This is a genomic window from Bacillus cereus group sp. MYBKT111-2, assembly GCF_051915205.1.
GTDB classification, from domain to species: Bacteria; Bacillota; Bacilli; order Bacillales; family Bacillaceae_G; genus Bacillus_A; species Bacillus_A paranthracis.
Genome location: NZ_JBQAEG010000004.1, coordinates 1 through 18440, shown reverse-complemented (window position 1 = coordinate 18440; position 18440 = coordinate 1). Strand labels below are relative to the sequence as shown.

Here is an 18440-nt window from a genome sequence, read left to right as displayed (position 1 = left end):
TTTACACATAAATATTGAGAAATTTTCACGCCTCCTTAATGGAAAGGTAATAGAATTGTTCATAGAGAATTACTCGTAGATTCAATTTTTATCCCCCCATTTTGTGGGGAATGATTGCCTAGTGGTAATGGGATAAGGTTGAGCTACTTTATTAGGGGGAGTGGTTCTATGTTTAATAAAAAAATGGTGGCAATGGCAATGACTGTGCCGTTAGTAATGGGGACAATTTCTACAGTTTCGGCATTGGAAAAACAACAGCAAGTAAAGCTAGAAGCTTATTCGCCTCAGAAAAAAGCAACAGAATATTTAAAAGAAAATGCTGCGCAGTATGGATTAAAAGCAGACCTTTCAGACTTGCAATATATTTCTACAACAGAAACGTCAGTAGCTTCATATGTTAGGTTCCAACAAGTTGTGAATGGTGCGCCTGTATTTTCAAAACAAATTACAGTTACTCTTAACGATGAGGGAAAAGGAGTACTTGCTGTTTCTGATTATCAATCTGTTAAAGGTGTGAAGGAAGTTACAACAAAAATTAGTGAAAAAGATGCAATACAAAAATCAATGGCGTATGTTGGAGAAGTAAGTGAACAAAACTTATGGGCTCCTACAGAGAAAGAATTTGGATATATTGTTGAAGAAGGAATTGCTCGTCCAGTATATAAAGTTGTAGTCCATTCTAATAATCCATTTGGTGCATGGGAAACATTTGTTGATGCAGAAAATGGAAAGTTAATTAAAAAGGTTGATATAAACCGTAAAGCAGAAGGATCAGGAAAAGTATTTTTACCCAATCCAGTTGTATCTAGCGGTAGTAAAGTAGGTTTAAAAGATAACAATGATGCAGATTCAACAGCATTAACGAACCAATTAAAGACTGTTACGTTAAAAGGTTTAGATGGGACAGGATTTTTAATTGGAGAGTATGTAACGATTTCTTCAAAAGCAAAAACGAAATCTACAAACTTACAATTTAACTATACACGTGCAAATGATAGCTTTGAAGATGTGATGTCGTATTATCATATCGATACTTTACAACGTTATATTCAAAGTCTAGGTTTTAAAAATATTAATAATCGCTCTATTAAAGTGAATGTAAATGGAACGACGGCGGACAACTCGTTTTATTCTCCGACAACGAAAGCTTTAACATTTGGTACTGGTGGAGTAGATGATGCAGAAGATGCTGGTATTATCGCACATGAATATGGACATTCAATTCAAGATAACCAAGTTCCTGGCTTCGGTAGTTCTGCAGAAGGTGGAGCGATGGGAGAAGGATTTGGTGATTTCTTAGGTGCTACGTATGAAGATGCAGTATCAACAACAGGCTACGGAAAAGCATGTGTTGGAGAATGGGATGCGACTGCTTATTCTAGTTCAGATCCAACGTGCTTACGCCGATTAGATAATAATAAAGTGTATCCGAAAGATATTACGAATGAAGTACATGATGATGGAGAAATTTGGGCTCAAGGACAATATGAGATGGCGCAAGCATTTGGTCGTGATGTAGCAACGAAAATTATTTTACAATCGCACTGGTCGTTAACACCAAACTCTAAATTCAGTGATGGAGCGAAAGCAATTAAGCAAGCAGATGCTCTTTTATATGGCGGACAACATGCCGCTGATATCGATCGTATTTGGGCAGCGAGAGGAATTAGTACGAATTAATATAAAAAGTCGTGGCATGTATAAGCCACGACTTTTTAATTTGCTTTAGAACTGGTACTAGTAAAGTAAGCTATATAGATGATAATGTGAATTTATTCGCATTCCATTTATTTTTTATCATCTTTAAAAACAAAATGCTCTTTAAATTTTCTAGATTCAACTTTTTGACCATTTCGCATCGATCGGAAAGGGTGTTCTTGCCATGTAATAATAACATCAACTTCATCTGCTTTTGTAGCAACTGGAAAATTAGCATGTTCAAATCCAGTTTTTCCACTTGCTAAACGACTTTCCTTTAGAGAAAAGAGTTCATATTTCGTTTTTGTTTTTGGCTCGTTGCGGAATACTTCGACTTGTACATTATATACTTCACTGTTTCCAACATTTTTCAATGAAAATTGATATGTTTGAAATTCATCTTTTTTAGCTTGAAGCATATTCTTGTTTGTTTTTTTCGGTTTATCAATATTCACTTGCCATTGATCAGAGTTTTGAGAGATTGGTAAAGATTTTGGTGAATAGGCGTACGTTTCGTTTACTACAATTAGGCAAAACAATAGGAGAAAGAAACTAATCGCTTTTTGCATATACACACCTCGCTATAAAATTTTTATTAATATGTGTAAATAAAACAGTAAATATGTAATTTAATGGAAAAAGGTGATGCTTTGATTCAAATGAATTTGAAAAAACTTGAAGAAGTAGTAAATGGAGAAGGATTACAAGAATCGTTTCATCTTATAGAGATACATGGTGTCTGCATAGATTCCAAAAACATGAAAGAAGGAAATTTATTTGTTCCAATCATTAGGATGAAAGATGGGCATGAGTATGTGAAAGAAGCAATGGATAATGGAGCTGTCGCTTCCTTGTGGAAAAAGTCTTACGGTACTCCGCCAAAAGGGATTCCAATTATATTTGTGGATGACACTTTGTTTGCTTTGCAACAATTGGCACAATTTTATCGAAGAGAGATAAATATAAAAGTAATAGGAATTACAGGTAGTAATGGCAAGACTACGGTAAAAGATATAATAGGAAGCATTTTAAGTTCAACTTATAGAGTGCATAAAACAAAAGGTAATTTTAATAGTCAAATCGGTTTACCGTTAACAATTTTAGAAATGGAACGAGATACTGAGTTTTTGATACTTGAAATGGGAATGAGTGAAAAAGGACAAATTCGAAATTTATCACGAATCGCACAGCCAGATGTAGCGATCATTACAATGATTGGACAGTCACATCTAAAGACGCTTGGATCAAGAGAAGAGATTGCGAAGGCTAAATTTGAAATTATAGACGGATTACATGACGATGGACTGTTCCTATATAATGGTGACGAGCCATTACTTTCTCAACATATTAATACGCTAGGTATAGAAAGTAAGTCATTTGGTCGAAAGTATACAAATGATTTGTTTCCAACGAACGTACAATTAGATGGATATGGTGTTCATTTTAAATTAAATCATACAAAAATACAGTACGATGTTCCCTTACATGGAAAACATAATATTTTAAATGCGATCGTTGGAATCGCTGTAGGGCAATTTTACAAAGTCTCTACAGAAAAAATACAAGAAGCATTGCAGCAAATAAATATTACACAAATGCGCTTTCAGTTTTTAACCGCTAAAACAGGTTTTACAATTATTAACGATGCATGGAATGCCAGTCCTTCCTCCATGAAGGCTGCAATTGAAACGTTACAGAAGTTAAATGCCTATAAGAAAAAAATGATAGTGATTGGGGATATGTTGGAGTTAGGGAAGAAAGGTGAAACATATCATAGAGAAATTGGTAAAATGTTAAATGAGGAGAGCATTCAATATGTATTTACGTATGGAGAGTTAGCCAAAATTGTAGCGGAAGAAGCAAGAAAGAACTATCATGCAGGAAAAGTACAATCATTTGATAATAAAGCCGAGATAGCAGAGGAAGTATTAAAAGTAGTAACGAAAAAAGATGTTGTTTTATTGAAAGGTTCACGCGGAATGGCTTTAGAGGAAATTGTACAAAAGTGGATGTGAAAAATTAAAATATATTTAAAAGTGCTTGCATTTTATAGTGAGAAGAGATAGAATACTCTGTAAATATAAAAAGTGATGATCAGGAAAAGTACATGATGCAAAGGTCTACAGAGAGCAATCGGTTGCTGAGAAGATTGCGATACCGCATGATGGAAAGACACCTGTGAGTGTTGCTTTGAACGTGATAATTAGTAAAAGCAAACGGTACCTACCGTTATCAGGACTAAGATGGTCATTATGACAATTTGGGTGGTACCGCGGAAAAATCCGTCCCTATTTATAGGGGCGGATTTTTGTATTCTTTTAAGGGAGGTGAGTGACCGTGGATGATGAAGATGACAACAATAACGTAAATAAATATAAAATTACCGGAGGGAAAAATAATGGAGTCAATAATGAAGCGTTCACTCACAAAAGAATGTATGAAGCAAAGCGGAAAGGTTGTATTACTTCAAGGATGGGTAAAAAAGATTCGTCATCTAGGTAATGTTAGTTTTTTATTAATAAGGGATCGATCAGGGGTTATGCAATGCGTATTAGAAAACGAGCTAGCTGGATTTAAAGTAGATGTGGAGAGTGTTGTTCAAGTCGTAGGCCAAATAGTAGAGACTTCGAAAACAGAATTAGGGATTGAAGTGCTTGCTCACGAAGTGAAAATATTAAATGGCGCAGAACCACTTCCATTTGAAATAAATAAAAAGAAGTTACAAGTTGGCTTAGATCAACTACTGAATGAACGGGTATTATCATTAAGACATGAGCGAACCGCTGCTATATTTAAAGTGAAATCTACGCTCGTCCAGAGCTTTAGTGAATTCCTTATAGAGAACGATTTCACACGTATATTTACTCCAAAAATTGTTTCGCAAGGGGCAGAAGGAGGAGCAAATGTTTTTAAGCTTCCATACTTCCAAAAAGAAGCGTATTTAGCTCAATCACCACAGTTTTACAAGCAAATGATGGTAGCGGGAGGATTAGAACGTGTTTTTGAAATTGCACCTGTATATAGAGCGGAACATCACAATTCTTCCCGTCATTTAAATGAATATATATCGTTAGACGTAGAGATTGGCTTTATAAATGATTTTCATGAAGTGATGCAATTAGAAACGGATGTATTACGATATATGTTTCAACAAGTAGCAAAAAACTGTGAGAAAGAACTACAACTATTACAAATAGAAGTACCTGTCATTACAGAAATACCGAAAATCACATTGTTAGAAGCGCAAGAAATTTTGAAAAGTAAGTATCGGAAAGAATCGCCAATTGGGGATTTAGATACAGAAGGTGAGAAGTTACTAGGGAAATATGTGAAGGAAACATATAAGAGTGAATTTGTTTTCATTACACATTATCCGAAAGAAGCGAGACCGATGTATACGATGCCGAATAACGAGAATCCATCTATTACTGATTCGTTCGACTTACTATATAAAGGATTAGAAATAACATCAGGGGCACAGCGAATTCATAATTATGAAATGTTACTTGCTTCTTTTAAAGAAAAAGGATTACATCCAGATAAATTTCAATCTTATTTAAATACATTCCGATACGGTTGTCCTCCGCACGGTGGTTTTGGAATTGGCTTAGAGAGAGTTGTTTGCAAATTGTTAGAATTAACAAACGTACGAGAGGCGAGTGCTTTTCCAAGGGACTGTACAAGGCTTATCCCTTAATAATAGGGGAAGGAATTCCGCATTTTCTCATTAAAATTTAATATATCCCTTGACAGTTACAAATATAACCGATATACTTCATATTAATTTCAAAAGAAAATATATTCTAAATATTTAAATGTGTTGAATAGGAGTAGTAAGGTCGTATATTTGTACAGAGAGCTATGGGTTGGTGTGACATAGTCAAATGACATCCTGAACTCGCCTAGGAGCAGTAAGGTGGAACGGAATCACATTCTTAGTAAATCTTAACGGTTAACCTTCGATATTAGGTTTGTAATCAAACGATTACTACTAAGGTGGATTCATAATGGAATCAATAAGGGTGGTACCGCGTTAAGTAAATGGCTTAGCGTCTCTTTATATAGAGACGTTGAGCCATTTTTTTATTTTATGGAAATAGAAATGGAGGGTTTATTCGGATTGGTCTATAAAATTTAATTATTTATATAAAATGATTTTATTAGGAGGAAAATGAGATGAAACAGACGGAGCAATGGACTTCGAAATTAGGTTTTATAATGGCAGCAGCAGGATCGGCAATTGGACTTGGCGCAATATGGAAGTTTCCTTATATCGCTGGGAAAAGCGGGGGAGGAGCATTCTTTTTAATCTTTATATTATTTACTGTATTAATTGGATTACCACTACTTATAGCTGAATTTATGATTGGACGTAGTACGCAGAAACAAGCAGTTGGCGCATTTAAAAGTATTGCACCAAATACAGGGTGGCACTGGATTGGACGCCTTGGCGTCGGAACGTGTTTTATACTACTTTCGTTTTATAGTGTTGTAGGTGGATGGGTGTTAATTTATTTATTCAGAGGAGTAACGGGACAACTTATTACTCCAGGACAAAATTACGGTTCATTATTTACTGAAACAATTGGAAATCCTGTTTGGGCAATTATGGGACATTTCGCTTTTATGTTCATTACGATTTGGGTCGTATCAAAAGGTGTACAAAACGGAATTGAAAAAGCAAGTAAATATATGTTGCCAGCGTTGTTCGTTTTATTTGTCGCTCTTATTATTCGTTCATTAACACTTGATAATGCAATGGAAGGTGTGAAGTTTTTCTTACAACCAGACTTCTCAAAGATTACTTCAGAAAGTATTTTGTTCGCAATGGGGCAATCTTTCTTTGCGATTAGTATCGGGATATCGATTATGGTCACGTATAGTTCCTATTTAAATAAAAAAGAAAGTTTACCAAAATCAGCAATAACAATTGTTGGATTGAATTTATTTGTTTCATTATTTGCAGGACTCGCAATTTTTCCGGCCGTGTTTTCATTAGGAATGGAGCCAACAGAAGGGCCTGGATTACTATTTATCGTATTACCATCAGTATTTAGTCAAATTCCATTTGGTGGGTTTTTCTTAACAGTATTCCTTGCACTATTTACATTTGCGACATTAACATCGGCATTTTCACTATTAGAGACAGTTGTTTCAGCAGTAGCAAATGGCGAACAAGAAAGAAGAACAAAGTTATCATGGATGATCGGTTTCTGCATTTTCTTAGTAGGTATACCATCAGCGTTATCATTTGGAGTATGGAGTGATATTACGATTTTCGGAAAAAATATTTTTGATGCAGTAGACTTCTTATCTAGTAATATATTAATGCCACTTGGTGCACTATTCATTAGTATTTTCGTTTCATTTAAAATGGAAAAAAAGGTATTAGAAGCAGAGTTTTTTGTAGGTGGAAATTATGGAAAGAAAGTATTTACTTGTTGGGCGTTTTTACTTCGATTTGTAGCACCACTCGCAATCATTATCGTCTTTTTAAATGTAATAGGGATTATTTAACAGTTTATGTTATAATATTCAGTAAAAAAAGAAGGTGATGATCATAAAGGCGAATTTGATAGAAGCAGGGAAATACATGCATATTAGAGGAAAAAAGCTATACGTTGAAACGCATGGAAACCCTAAAAATAAACCAGTTCTATACTTGCATGGTGGACCAGGAGAAAGTTGTTACGATTTTTCATTTCATCAAGCGGAACGTTTAAAAGATTCTTTATATGTAATTATGATAGATCAAAGAGGTGTTTGTCGCTCAGAAGAAATTACTGAGGACGAAGATTTTGGATTAAAAGATTTAATTGAAGACTGTGAGGAATTAAAAAAAGTATTACAAATTGAGAAGTGGTCTGTAATTGGACATTCTTTCGGTGGATATGTAGCATTGTTATATGCGTCGATATATCCAAGTTCAATAGAGAAAATAATATTTGAAGGGCCAACTTTCGATTTTGCATTAACAAGTAGAGCTTTATTACAAAAGACAGCGGACTTATTAAAAAAATATGGAAAAGAAGAAGTAGCAAAAGCGTGTTTATTTTATTCATCTAGCAATGCTTGTTCAGAAGAGTTGTTAGAAGCTTATATAAGATTAAGTGATGAATTAGAAGAAAAAAGAATGGAGATTTACAATAATAAGGAAGATGAGACAGATGAGAGTTTATATAGTGATGAAGAGTGGGAAGAATTTTCAAATCGCTCCAAAATTCACTTTGATAGATTAAAATTAGAGGGAGCATGTCATACGTCATTATTATCTAAAATAAAAGATGTACAGAATCCAATGTTATTAATAGTAGGAAAATATGATGTTGTAACGTGTGAAAAACAAATTGAAATATTTAATAAAGATGCCCGAAACGGCAAGTATATCGTATTTGAAGAAAGTGGTCATTCACCTCATTATGAGGAAGCAAATAGGTTTGCAGAAACAGTCATACATTTTTTGAAATGAAGAAAAGGGTGCTTCTCTAAATAAGAAGCATCCTTTCTAAATTTCTGGATATGTGATTGTAATGCTAGGCCACTTACTTTGCCAGTTCTTTTTAATAACTCTGTTTTTGTACATATGTATACGCTCTTTCGATTCCAGAAAATGAGCTGTTGGTCTCACTTGTAAGGAAAGAACATCTTCAATGCCGCACGGAGCTGTTAATATAACATTGTTTTTTTCGTCTAATGTAACCCCTAAAGACGTTGCTGTTTCAGGGAATTTAGAAATAGCATCAACAGAAGAAGAATACGGTGGCATATTATTTACTACGTGCATACGAGCTTGATTCTTTACAGACCAAGGGATAGTAGCATCCATATTCATTAATTTCGTTTCTAAGGATTGTTCGTATATCTCATCTTTATGTAGACTATCATAATAAATCACATCAACATCAGGCATAGTCGTTTTAGCTTCATAGTTATGTAAAGTATCCCAAATTTTAGAACGAACAAACCCGGCACAAATCCACCAATCAGGTAATTCTAGTGATTTTGCTAATTGTAATACGTCCATCATCCATTCGTCGTTTTCTATTAAGCGAATGATATGTTGCTCTGTTTGGATATTCATTGATATATTCACCTTTCTAGTAAATTAATGTATTAGTTCAATAATCCATAAAATCCAGTAAGCACCTGGTACAAATAGTAGTTGTGCTAATAATGTACCGAAAAGTCTAGAAATCATTAGCCAACCGTACATTTTACTCATAGACTCAGCACCATTCTCTGATTGTAAAGCACGTTCTGTTAAAAGAGCGATGCGTGGATCGAGTAGTACGGTTAATAAAATTGTAGCAAAACCATTTACAAGACCAGAAGCTGTACTTGCGTTTGTTGCATAATCTGGATTTAGAAATGAAGCGTAAAGGGCAGAAAGAACACCTGCTGTATAAATGGCAGTAGCAAACATATTAATAAGCATAATACGTTTTGGAATACCACCAATGCGTAGTCTATGAATCATTTCTAACTTTGGAAAGCGTACATATTTTTTTGTGTACTTTAACTTTTGAATGTTATTCGTCTTCATCATTCGAATGAATGAACCATCTGTTTCAAAATTTTGAATGACGTATCCAAATAGTTTTGTCAAAGTTGGATACAGTATAATCGCAAGTAATGTACCGATAGAAGCAGATAATAGAACGAGACGTATAATATGCTCTAAATCAATAGAAGAATCTAGTTTTGCTTCATCGACAATACCACCGATTAAAAAGGCTTGTAGTAAGTTAGATGTTCTAGAAATAAGCAGTACCATTCCTACGACGGATAAGGCAACGGCAATCTTTTTTAAACGTACACCGGCTAATCGAATACTATAAGAGCTAGTTTCAACCGCATGGATAATAATTGTGAAAGCCATTATAAAAATTAACGTAATTGACATTTGTTTCACCAGTTTCTATTAAAATAATTGTAACTTTTTCACTTTACCATATGTATCTTTTTTTGTAACTGAAAGTATGTGACATAGGAAAAGTAATTTTTCAGAAAAAAAGATAATGATAGTATTATAATAGAAGGGAAAGAAGGGAGATCTGTTATAGGTTACTTATAAAGTAAAATGAGTGGGGGATTGAAACGTGTACACAACATATTTATTTGATTTAGATGGAACATTGACGGATCCGAAAGAAGGGATTGTCAATTCAGTATTGTATGCATTAAAAAAGGTTGGCATTGAAGAATTACATATAAGCGAGTTAGATTCATTTATTGGTCCACCCATCCAGCAATCATTTGTAGAGAGATATAATATGAATGAAGGAGAAGTTGAACGAGCTGTTTTTTATTTCAGAGAATATTTAAAGCAACGTGGATTGTTGGAGAATAATGTTTACGAGGGTATTCCAAATCTTTTAAAACAATTAAAAGATACTGGAAATCGTTTATTTATAGCAACTTCAAAGCCTACTATATTTGCTGAACAAGTTGTAGAGCATTTTCAACTAACAAATTATTTCGAAGGTATCATTGGAAGTAATTTAGATGGTACAAGAATAAAAAAAGAAGAAATCATTGCTCATATTTTACAAACAAATGAAGAACTTAATAAAGAAGAAATTGTTATGATTGGAGATAGAAAGCACGATATAATCGGCGCGAATCATAATGAAATTGCATCGATCGGCGTTTTATATGGCTATGGTAGTGAAATGGAATTGACTGAAGTTGGTGCGACTCATATCGTAAATGATGTAAAAGAACTACATCATTTTTGTTTAGAAAATAGTTTGATAAAGAAGTAAATATAGAGACTAATAATCCCTTTATAACGTATGATGATGAAATCGTTTTTTGTTTAAAGGGATTTTTCATATGTAATCGAATACTTATAATTAGACATTTTTAGCATGAAAAATTTGTATGAATAAGAGGAGGGATGTCAGAATCAAAAGATTAGTAGTAGAAGTTTATCAATAAAAGTTTGAATCTTCTGTTAAAGGAGGGGTATAATTGGAGCTAGTTATTATATTATTAGCACTTAGTTTACTTATGTTTGTAGCTTATAGAGGCTTTTCTGTTATTTTATTTGCACCGATTTTTGCTTTATTTGCAGTGTTTTTGACAGAGCCTAGTTTTGTATTACCTTTCTTTTCGAATATTTTTATGGAGAAAATGGTAGGTTTTATTAAACTATATTTTCCTGTATTTTTACTTGGAGCAATATTTGGGAAAGTAGTAGAAATGTCAGGAATTGCGGACTCAATTGCAAAGACAATTATAGAGTTAGTTGGTGAAAAACGTACGATATTAGCAATTGTATTAATGGGGGCTATTTTAACATATAGCGGTGTTAGTGTGTATGTAGTAGTGTTTGCTGTATATCCATTCGCAGCAAAGCTGTTTCGACAAGCGAATATTCCAAAACGTTTAATCCCTGGAACGATTGTTCTTGGAGCAGTCACGTTTACGATGGATGCGCTACCTGGATCACCACAAATTCAAAACGTAATACCTACAACGTTTTTTAAAACGGACATTTATGCTGCGCCGGTACTTGGTATTGTAGGGGCAATTTTTGTACTTACGTTAGGTTTACTATATTTAGAGAGTAGACGTAAGAAGGCGAAAGCAGCTGGAGAAGGATATTTTGGTTTTAACGATGGGAATACGGAAATGGCAGCTTCTTTACAAGTAGAACAAAAAGATATGCCGTTACTGAAAAGCCTTGAAATTACAAGAGCACAGCAAGTAATTGCTTTTATACCACTTGTTTTAGTAGGTGTAATGAATAAAGTTTTTACTATTATGATACCGAAGTGGTATCCGAATGGTTTTGATTTTTCTACAATTGGTATGAAAGCATTTGGAAAAGTAGAATTAAGTGCAGTAGTTGGAATTTGGTCGGTAGAATTGGCACTTATAATAGGTATTGTAACAACGTTATTATTATATTGGAAACGAGTCGTAACAGGATTTCAAGCTGGATTGAATACAAGTATTGGCGGAGCGTTACTTGCGACAATGAATACAGGAGCTGAGTTTGGTTTCGGTGGTGTCATCGCCGCACTTCCAGGTTTTGCAATCATGAGAGATGGCATTTCTGCCACATTCACAAACCCTCTCGTGAATGGAGCAGTCACGACGAATATTTTAGCCGGTATTACAGGCTCTGCATCAGGAGGAATGGGAATCGTTTTAAGTGCAATGGGAGATAAGTTTATTGCAGCGGCTCATCAATTTGATATTCCGTTAGAAGTAATGCATCGTATCGTATCAATGGCATCAGGCGGAATGGATACACTACCACATAACGGGGCTATTATTACTATTCTTACAGTAACAGGATTAACTCATAAACAGTCATATAAAGATATATTTGCAATTACAGTTTTGAAAACGTTTGCTGTATTTTTAGTTATCGCGTTCTATACTTTAACAGGGATTTATTAAATAGATATTTTATAGACGAAAACATGAATTAGGGAAAGAAGGGGTGGAGTAGTTGCAAGAAGTTGCTGAGTTTCGTATGCCGAAGTCTGTATTATATGGAAGAAATTCGCTTGAAAAACTGGGGGAACAATCCAAGAAATTCGGGAAAAGAGCGTTTATAGTTACGGATACAATTATGGAGAATTTAGGATATGTTGAGAGGTGTATACAACAACTAAATACGAAAGGGATTACTGTTATTACATATAATAAAGTAAATGCTGAGCCTACAAATATACACGTGTTAGAGGCGCTAACTATTTGTAAAGAAGAAAAGTGTGATTTTATTATCGGTCTTGGTGGTGGAAGCTGTATTGATGCAGCAAAAGCAGTTGCGGTGTTATATACAAATGGCGGAGAAGTGGAAGATTATGTCCAAAAGGATAGGGAAATAGACAATGATCCGCTACCACTTATTGCAATTCCAACAACTTCGGGTACTGGGTCAGAAGTAACAAGTGTAGCAGTAATTACGAATAAACGAACAGATGTAAAAATGATGATGAAGCATCCGAGTTTTACCCCGCAAGTAGCGATTATTGATCCGATTTTAACACGTTCTGTACCACCTCATATTACAGCAGCAACAGGGATCGATGCATTATGTCATGCAGTCGAAGCATATATTTCTAAAGTTTCACAATCACTTACAGATGTACTCGCTCTTTCAGCAATTGAAAGTATTATGAAATATTTACGTATTGCTTATGAAGATGGGGAGAATATGGAGGCAAGAGAAGCGATGATGATTGCTTCCTTACAAGCTGGAATTGCATTTTCAAACGCATCTGTTACGTTAGTTCATGGAATGTCGAGGCCAGTTGGGGCATTATTTCATGTACCACACGGTATATCAAATGCAATACTATTACCTACAGTTTTAGAATATACAAAAGGTAGTGCGGTAAAAAGATTAGCGGAAATCGGCCGCTGTTTAAATAAAGATTTGTATTCCTATTGTGATGAAGAAGTAGCCGACTACACGCTGGGGGAAATAAAAAAACTTTGTTTTGATCTTCGTATTCCAAATTTAAAAGAATATGGAATTGGTGAGGTTGAGTTTGAAAAAGCTATTTCTAAAATGGCGTCAGATGCAATTGAAAGTGGAAGTCCAGCAAATAACCCACGTGTGCCATCATATGATGAAATTAAACAGTTGTATCGAGAATGTTTTCATTATAAATATGAAGATTCAATAAAAACATTAGGGGATTAATTTCAGAATATTCTTATAAAATTTCCTTGGAAATAGTTAAAACAAGACTTTATATTTCAAACGTAAGGTCTTGTTTTATTATGTATAATATACACAATAAAATGTCGCAATAATCTTGAGTAAATAGTATAAGGTGGGTGTGGGTTTAATGAAAACGATAGGTCTTATTGGTGGTATGAGTTGGGAATCAACTGCTGAATATTATCGAATCATAAATGAAGAAATAAAAAGTAGATTAGGTGGGTTACATTCAGCTAAATGTTTAATTAATAGTGTAAACTTTGAAGAGATTGAAGGATTCCAGTCTAGCGGTGATTGGGATAGTGCAGGAGAAATTCTAGGGAATGCAGCATATTCATTACAAATGGGAGGCGCAGACTTTATTATTATTTGCACAAATACAATGCATAAAGTAATTGAGAAAATAAAGGAGAATATTCATATTCCAGTTTTACATATCGCAGATGCAACTGCGAAAGAAATGAAAAGAAAAGGTATTCAAACTGTTGGTTTACTTGGAACAAAATATACAATGGAGCAAGATTTCTATAAATCACGTATTAAAGAGAATGATATAAAAGTCATAGTTCCATTAGAAAAAAATAGAGAAAAAATAAACGAAGTCATATATACAGAATTATGTTTAGGAAAAATCGTATCTCAATCCAGAGAGTATTATAAAACAGTTATAGAAGATTTAGTGCAAAAAGGAGCACAGGGTATCATTTTAGGATGTACAGAAATAGGATTATTAATAAAGCAGGAAGACGTATCCATTCCAATATTCGATACGACTTATATACATGCAGTTGAAGCAGTTAATTTCGCCGTAGGAAATAGATTATAATTATATTATGTAACCTAATTTGTATATGTGGAAAACATTCAGAAAATATTTTATAATGTAAGTGGTTACATGTAAGGGGGAATGCGTATGTTTTCAGTTCAACCAATCGCATTTGTACATAATGAAAGAAAGGAAATAAAGGATGATGAGTGGGGAGAAGTAAAATCCTATATTACTTTAACTGAATTGTATACAGAAGAAAGTATACAAGGGATTGAAGATTTTTCTCATATTGAAGTTGTTTTTTATTTTCATAAAGTAACTGATGAACAAATTCAATGTTTTGCTAGATATCCTAGAAATAATCATGATTATCCTAAAGTAGGTATTTTTGCACAGCGTGGAAAAAATCGTCCGAATCGTATAGGAGCAACCATTGTAAAGGTAATCAAAAGAGAAGGTAAATCAATTATTGTTGAGGGGTTAGATGCTATTGATGGCACCCCTATATTGGATATAAAGCCAATAATGAAAGAGTTTATGCCGAGAGAAGAAATTGTACAGCCTAAATGGGCAACGGATATAATGAGACAGTATTGGAAGGGGAATGGAATAAAATGAGAATATATGAGGCAACAATTGCAGATTTAGATGGACTAGCATCAGTTTTTAATAACTATCGTATGTTTTATAGACAAGATTCCGATTTAGAAGGAGCAAAAGTATTTTTACGAAATCGAATCGAGAAAAAAGAATCAGTTATTTTCGTGGCAGTTGAAGACGGGGAATATATTGGATTCACACAATTATATCCATCATTTTCTTCTATTTCGATGAAAGAATTATGGATTTTAAATGATTTATTTGTACAAGCTACTAAGCGCGGGGCAGGAACAGGAAAAAAATTATTAGAAGCTGCGAAAGGATTCGCCTTAGAAAATGGTGCAAAAGGTGTAAAATTACAAACAGAGATTGATAATTTATCAGCGCAGCGATTATACGCTGAAAATGGTTATTTGAGAGATAATCGTTATTTCCATTATGAATTGACGTTTTAAAAAATATTAGATGAAAAGAGGCGCATTCATTTTGAAGGCGTCTCTTTTCATTTGCATTATAGTTGATTTAAAACCCAATTTGTCGCATCTTCAAAGTTTTCTGCAATGTAGTTTGGTTCAATATGTGCCCACTTGTCTCGGTACGTATGTAAAGCGTCGTATCCAGCGCCTGTTCGTACTAAAATCGTTGACGCATTCACTTTTGCTCCCGCAACGATATCAGTCCAGCGATCACCAATTACAGCACATTGTGTTAAATCAAGCCCATGTTTTTCTGCTGCTTGTAGAAGCATGCCTGTATTTGGTTTCCGACATTCGCAACCGTCACCGTGTTTATGAGGACATACATAAATATCATCAAAACCGAAGCCTTCTAATTCTTGTACAAAATCGGCTACAGTTGCTATCCCGTCAGCGATACCTGGCTGGTTTGTAAAAGAGAAAATTTTTATATGATTAGCTTTTAGTTTTTGTAAGGATGTTTTTGTAAAAGGAAATAATGTAAATGATCCTGGGTAATGTATTGTAGTATCGCCACCAATTGTACCGTCACGGTCAATGAAAATTGCTTGAAAGTTTGTCATAGTTATAGTCCTTTCCGTTAAAAAGTAGTTTAAAAATATTTTACAAATCGGTAACCATTTACTTCATATCCTAATTTTTTGTAAAAAGGATGAGCCTCTACTCTTTTTGTTCCACTAACTAGCCATGTGCCGATACAATTATGTATCTTTGCTAATTGCTCTGCATAATCCATTAATATGTGCCCAATGCCTTTTCGTCGTATTGTAGAATCAACGCTAATAATTGAAATTTCCCCATAACGAGTTACATCTTCTAAATTTTCACGTATACGAAACCCAAGTAATCCAAATATAGTTTCTTCTTCCTCATAAACATATAAAAAATCAAAAGGACTCATTTGTACGAATTGCAATCGGTTGTTCATATCTTCATAGGAAATAGAAGAACCTTTTAATTCTTTCGTCAAAGAGCAAAGCGCATCTATATCGTCTATCGTCGCTTCACGAATTTGAAAAGACATATTATCCACTCCAATAAAATGTAATCAAACATTTATTATTCTGTTAAAAAATATTTTTTCCTGCTAGGAAAGTAAATATTTTATAATGATATATAAATAGTTATATATTATTCTTTTCCTTGTTTGTATTGGAAATGGAAAGAAGGGGAATGTATGTTAGAAGTAAATATCCGTTCTGCTGGATATGAAATAGGTGAAAAAACAATTCATGATATCGCTTTTTCTATTGAAAAAGGTGAATTAGTTGCTCTTATTGGTGCAAATGGTGCCGGGAAAAGTACGACGATTAAAACGATGCTCGGGTTACTTGTAAATGTGGATGGTGAAATATCATTTGGCGAGAAGAAAAATCCGTATGCATATGTGCCAGAACACCCGACATATTATGATTATTTGACGCTTTGGGAACATATTGAATTATTAATGGCAGCTCGCGAGAACGAAGCCGGAAGCTGGGAACGGAAAGCTGAAGAGTTATTACATATGTTTCGAATGGATAAGCATAAACATGAGTATTTATCAAAGTTTTCTAAAGGTATGAAACAAAAATCGATGCTTATATTAGCGTTTTTAACAGAACCAGATTTTTATATCATTGACGAACCTTTTATCGGACTAGATCCAGTAGCTACGAAAGAGTTTTTAAGTTATTTATATAAAGAAAAAGAACGCGGGGCAGGAATTTTACTTTGTACGCACGTATTAGATACAGCTGAAAGAATTTGCGAAAGATTTTTACTCATCTCTCAAGGTACATTAGTCGCAGATGGCCATTTAGAGGCAATTCAAACGTTAGCAGAAATGCCAGGAAGTTCATTATTAGATTGTTTTGATGTAATCGTAAGGCGTGAACAGCATGATTAAAAAACAATTTTATAAAAGATTACGGCATGAACTGGGGCGCAAATGGAAGTCCATACGTTCTATAACTGATTGGACGGTTGCGCTATATATTATTATTCCGGCACTTATATTTATGGGAATTTATTATCGTTCACTATGGATGGAAGAACTAGCGATAGGAGAGACGGTTTATTTCGGATTAGGCCTACTCGCATTTTATGTGATTACATATGCAAGAGGAGTTCGCTCATTTTTTGAGCAAGCGGATAGTTTATTTTTAATTTCGTATCCTGTTCACATGAAAAAGTTAATCCAGTATGGCATGACATATACGTTTATTCGAATAGCAATAACGAATGTAGTAGTTGTTGTTGCGATGTTACCAGTGTTGATGAAAAGTATTGGAGTGACGAAGATACAAGTCGTATTATTTTGGCTATTCTTTACTGTATTTCGATTTTTGTTGGCGTTATTAACGAGATGTATTCATGTACGTGTGGGGAAACGATGGCTACTATGGATTGTAAAAAATGTAATATTTTCTATAAGTCTATCCTTTTTTGGATTGAGTTTGTTTCTTATTTATAAAAATCCATTGTATTCTATACTAAGTATCGGTCTAGTAGTGTTTCTAATTATCATATTGATAAAAGAAAAATTAAATTATAAAAATTGCTTTTTTAAAGAAGTTGAGAGAGAAAAAGAAGAAAGTATGCGCTGGACGAGTGGGATTATGCAAGTTGGTGGTCATGCAGCTAAACCGAGTAGTTCGAATAAAAAGCCGTGGATGTTTCCGCGTTCTAAAAAGTTTTTAGGAAAGAAAACGGATTATCGTATTGTTGAATCCTTTTTAAAAGAATTTTTCCGTACAAGTAGTGCACGAATATTTTATATTCAAATTGTATGTATAAGCACTGTCAGTATTATTATGAGTCCGAAATGGATTGCCGCTATTATTCTTGCATTTGCTTTATTTGCAATTTCCCGTTATGCGCGCGGCTATTGGAATGAGTTTACGAACAAAATGTTTCTTCATTTATATTGTGATGAAGGCAAATTACTATTATTAAGATGGAAGGCAGATCGCTATTTATTACTTCCAGTAATACTTTTATATGGAATAGTTATACTTTCTCATTTTTATTTATTACCAGCTTTAATTGCTGGAGTCATTTTTATAGTATGGATTGGTTGGATAGTATTCTTACCATAGAAAAAAGAGCCGAAAAATGAACTGCACCCCAATTGTTAGACACAGTCTAACAATTGGAGGTGCAGTTTTTCTATGGCTAAATTTACAGCTGATGAAAAAATACAAATCGTTCTACGTTATTTGAACGG

18 protein-coding genes and 2 other annotated features are annotated in these 18440 nt (G+C 34.1%); of the genes, 13 read left to right on the top strand and 5 right to left on the bottom strand.

The genetic code is table 11. The annotated features are described in order from the left end of the window. Positions 1–168 precede the first annotated feature (168 nt). Positions 169–1680 (top strand): M36 family metallopeptidase, encoded by a 1512-nt coding sequence (locus ACTFNE_RS12355; RefSeq protein WP_046197540.1) that lies wholly within the window; start codon positions 169–171, stop codon positions 1678–1680. A gap of 107 nt (positions 1681–1787) precedes the next feature. Here ACTFNE_RS12355 and ACTFNE_RS12350 read toward each other — a convergent pair whose 3' ends face one another. Then, positions 1788–2267, bottom strand: coding sequence for a hypothetical protein (locus ACTFNE_RS12350; RefSeq protein ID WP_046197539.1), 480 nt, complete (start codon positions 2265–2267; stop codon positions 1788–1790). Positions 2268–2330: 63 nt separating this feature from the next. Between ACTFNE_RS12350 and ACTFNE_RS12345 the strand changes: the two genes are divergently transcribed. The 4 genes from ACTFNE_RS12345 to ACTFNE_RS12330 all read left to right on the top strand — a co-directional run bounded on the left by ACTFNE_RS12345 (position 2331) and on the right by ACTFNE_RS12330 (position 8167). Next, positions 2331–3713, top strand: coding sequence for a UDP-N-acetylmuramoyl-tripeptide--D-alanyl-D-alanine ligase (locus tag ACTFNE_RS12345; protein WP_046197538.1), 1383 nt, complete (start codon positions 2331–2333; stop codon positions 3711–3713). 66 nt (positions 3714–3779) lie between these two features. Further along, positions 3780–3991 (top strand) — a binding site (T-box leader). 105 nt (positions 3992–4096) lie between these two features. After that, entirely contained in the window at positions 4097–5395 is a 1299-nt protein-coding gene (aspS, locus tag ACTFNE_RS12340) for an aspartate--tRNA(Asn) ligase (RefSeq protein WP_046197537.1), read from the top strand. Between the two features lie 114 nt (positions 5396–5509). Beyond that, positions 5510–5758, top strand: a binding site (T-box leader). Between the two features lie 116 nt (positions 5759–5874). Then, positions 5875–7215, top strand: coding sequence for a sodium-dependent transporter (locus tag ACTFNE_RS12335; RefSeq protein WP_046197536.1), 1341 nt, complete (start codon positions 5875–5877; stop codon positions 7213–7215). 37 nt (positions 7216–7252) lie between these two features. After that, the gene (locus ACTFNE_RS12330) at positions 7253–8167 is read left to right on the top strand and encodes an alpha/beta fold hydrolase (protein WP_000584223.1); all 915 of its coding nucleotides are present in this window, start codon (positions 7253–7255) and stop codon (positions 8165–8167) included. Positions 8168–8203: 36 nt separating this feature from the next. On the opposite strand, the gene ACTFNE_RS12325 is transcribed toward ACTFNE_RS12330, so the two are convergent. Both ACTFNE_RS12325 and ACTFNE_RS12320 read right to left on the bottom strand, forming a co-directional pair. Next, positions 8204–8779 (bottom strand): nucleotidyltransferase family protein, encoded by a 576-nt coding sequence (locus ACTFNE_RS12325; RefSeq protein ID WP_001025798.1) that lies wholly within the window; start codon positions 8777–8779, stop codon positions 8204–8206. Between the two features lie 24 nt (positions 8780–8803). After that, positions 8804–9601, bottom strand: a complete 798-nt coding sequence (locus tag ACTFNE_RS12320; protein ID WP_000028910.1) for a lipid II flippase Amj family protein — start codon at positions 9599–9601, stop codon at positions 8804–8806. A 196-nt stretch (positions 9602–9797) separates the two neighbouring features. Here ACTFNE_RS12320 and ACTFNE_RS12315 point away from each other — a divergent pair, with 196 nt between their 5' ends. From ACTFNE_RS12315 to ACTFNE_RS12290, 6 genes are all read left to right on the top strand, one after another. Further along, positions 9798–10463 (top strand): HAD family hydrolase, encoded by a 666-nt coding sequence (locus ACTFNE_RS12315; protein WP_000288833.1) that lies wholly within the window; start codon positions 9798–9800, stop codon positions 10461–10463. Between the two features lie 208 nt (positions 10464–10671). Beyond that, the gene (locus ACTFNE_RS12310) at positions 10672–12111 is read left to right on the top strand and encodes a GntP family permease (protein WP_046197535.1); all 1440 of its coding nucleotides are present in this window, start codon (positions 10672–10674) and stop codon (positions 12109–12111) included. 52 nt (positions 12112–12163) lie between these two features. Further along, positions 12164–13366, top strand: coding sequence for an alcohol dehydrogenase EutG (gene eutG / locus ACTFNE_RS12305; protein ID WP_270705225.1), 1203 nt, complete (start codon positions 12164–12166; stop codon positions 13364–13366). A 148-nt stretch (positions 13367–13514) separates the two neighbouring features. Beyond that, positions 13515–14213, top strand: a complete 699-nt coding sequence (locus ACTFNE_RS12300; RefSeq protein WP_046197533.1) for an aspartate/glutamate racemase family protein — start codon at positions 13515–13517, stop codon at positions 14211–14213. 87 nt (positions 14214–14300) lie between these two features. Beyond that, positions 14301–14774 (top strand): SAM-dependent methyltransferase, encoded by a 474-nt coding sequence (locus ACTFNE_RS12295; protein WP_046197532.1) that lies wholly within the window; start codon positions 14301–14303, stop codon positions 14772–14774. Further along, on the top strand, positions 14771–15211 hold the full coding sequence (locus tag ACTFNE_RS12290) for a GNAT family N-acetyltransferase (protein ID WP_046197531.1): 441 nt from the start codon (positions 14771–14773) through the stop codon (positions 15209–15211). Before ACTFNE_RS12295 ends, ACTFNE_RS12290 begins: the two co-directional genes overlap by 4 nt. A gap of 56 nt (positions 15212–15267) precedes the next feature. Here ACTFNE_RS12290 and ACTFNE_RS12285 read toward each other — a convergent pair whose 3' ends face one another. After that, positions 15268–15795, bottom strand: coding sequence for an HAD-IIIA family hydrolase (locus ACTFNE_RS12285; RefSeq protein WP_046197530.1), 528 nt, complete (start codon positions 15793–15795; stop codon positions 15268–15270). Between the two features lie 29 nt (positions 15796–15824). Beyond that, the gene (locus ACTFNE_RS12280) at positions 15825–16256 is read right to left on the bottom strand and encodes a GNAT family N-acetyltransferase (protein WP_000009779.1); all 432 of its coding nucleotides are present in this window, start codon (positions 16254–16256) and stop codon (positions 15825–15827) included. Positions 16257–16409: 153 nt separating this feature from the next. On the opposite strand from ACTFNE_RS12280, the gene ACTFNE_RS12275 reads away from it, so the two are divergent. Continuing rightward, positions 16410–17120: an ABC transporter ATP-binding protein gene (locus ACTFNE_RS12275; RefSeq protein WP_046197529.1), complete on the top strand. Its 711-nt coding sequence runs from the start codon at positions 16410–16412 to the stop codon at positions 17118–17120. Continuing rightward, positions 17113–18312, top strand: a complete 1200-nt coding sequence (locus ACTFNE_RS12270) for an ABC transporter permease (protein WP_270705224.1) — start codon at positions 17113–17115, stop codon at positions 18310–18312. The genes ACTFNE_RS12275 and ACTFNE_RS12270 overlap by 8 nt, the downstream gene beginning before the upstream one ends. Positions 18313–18440: the final 128 nt, after the last annotated feature.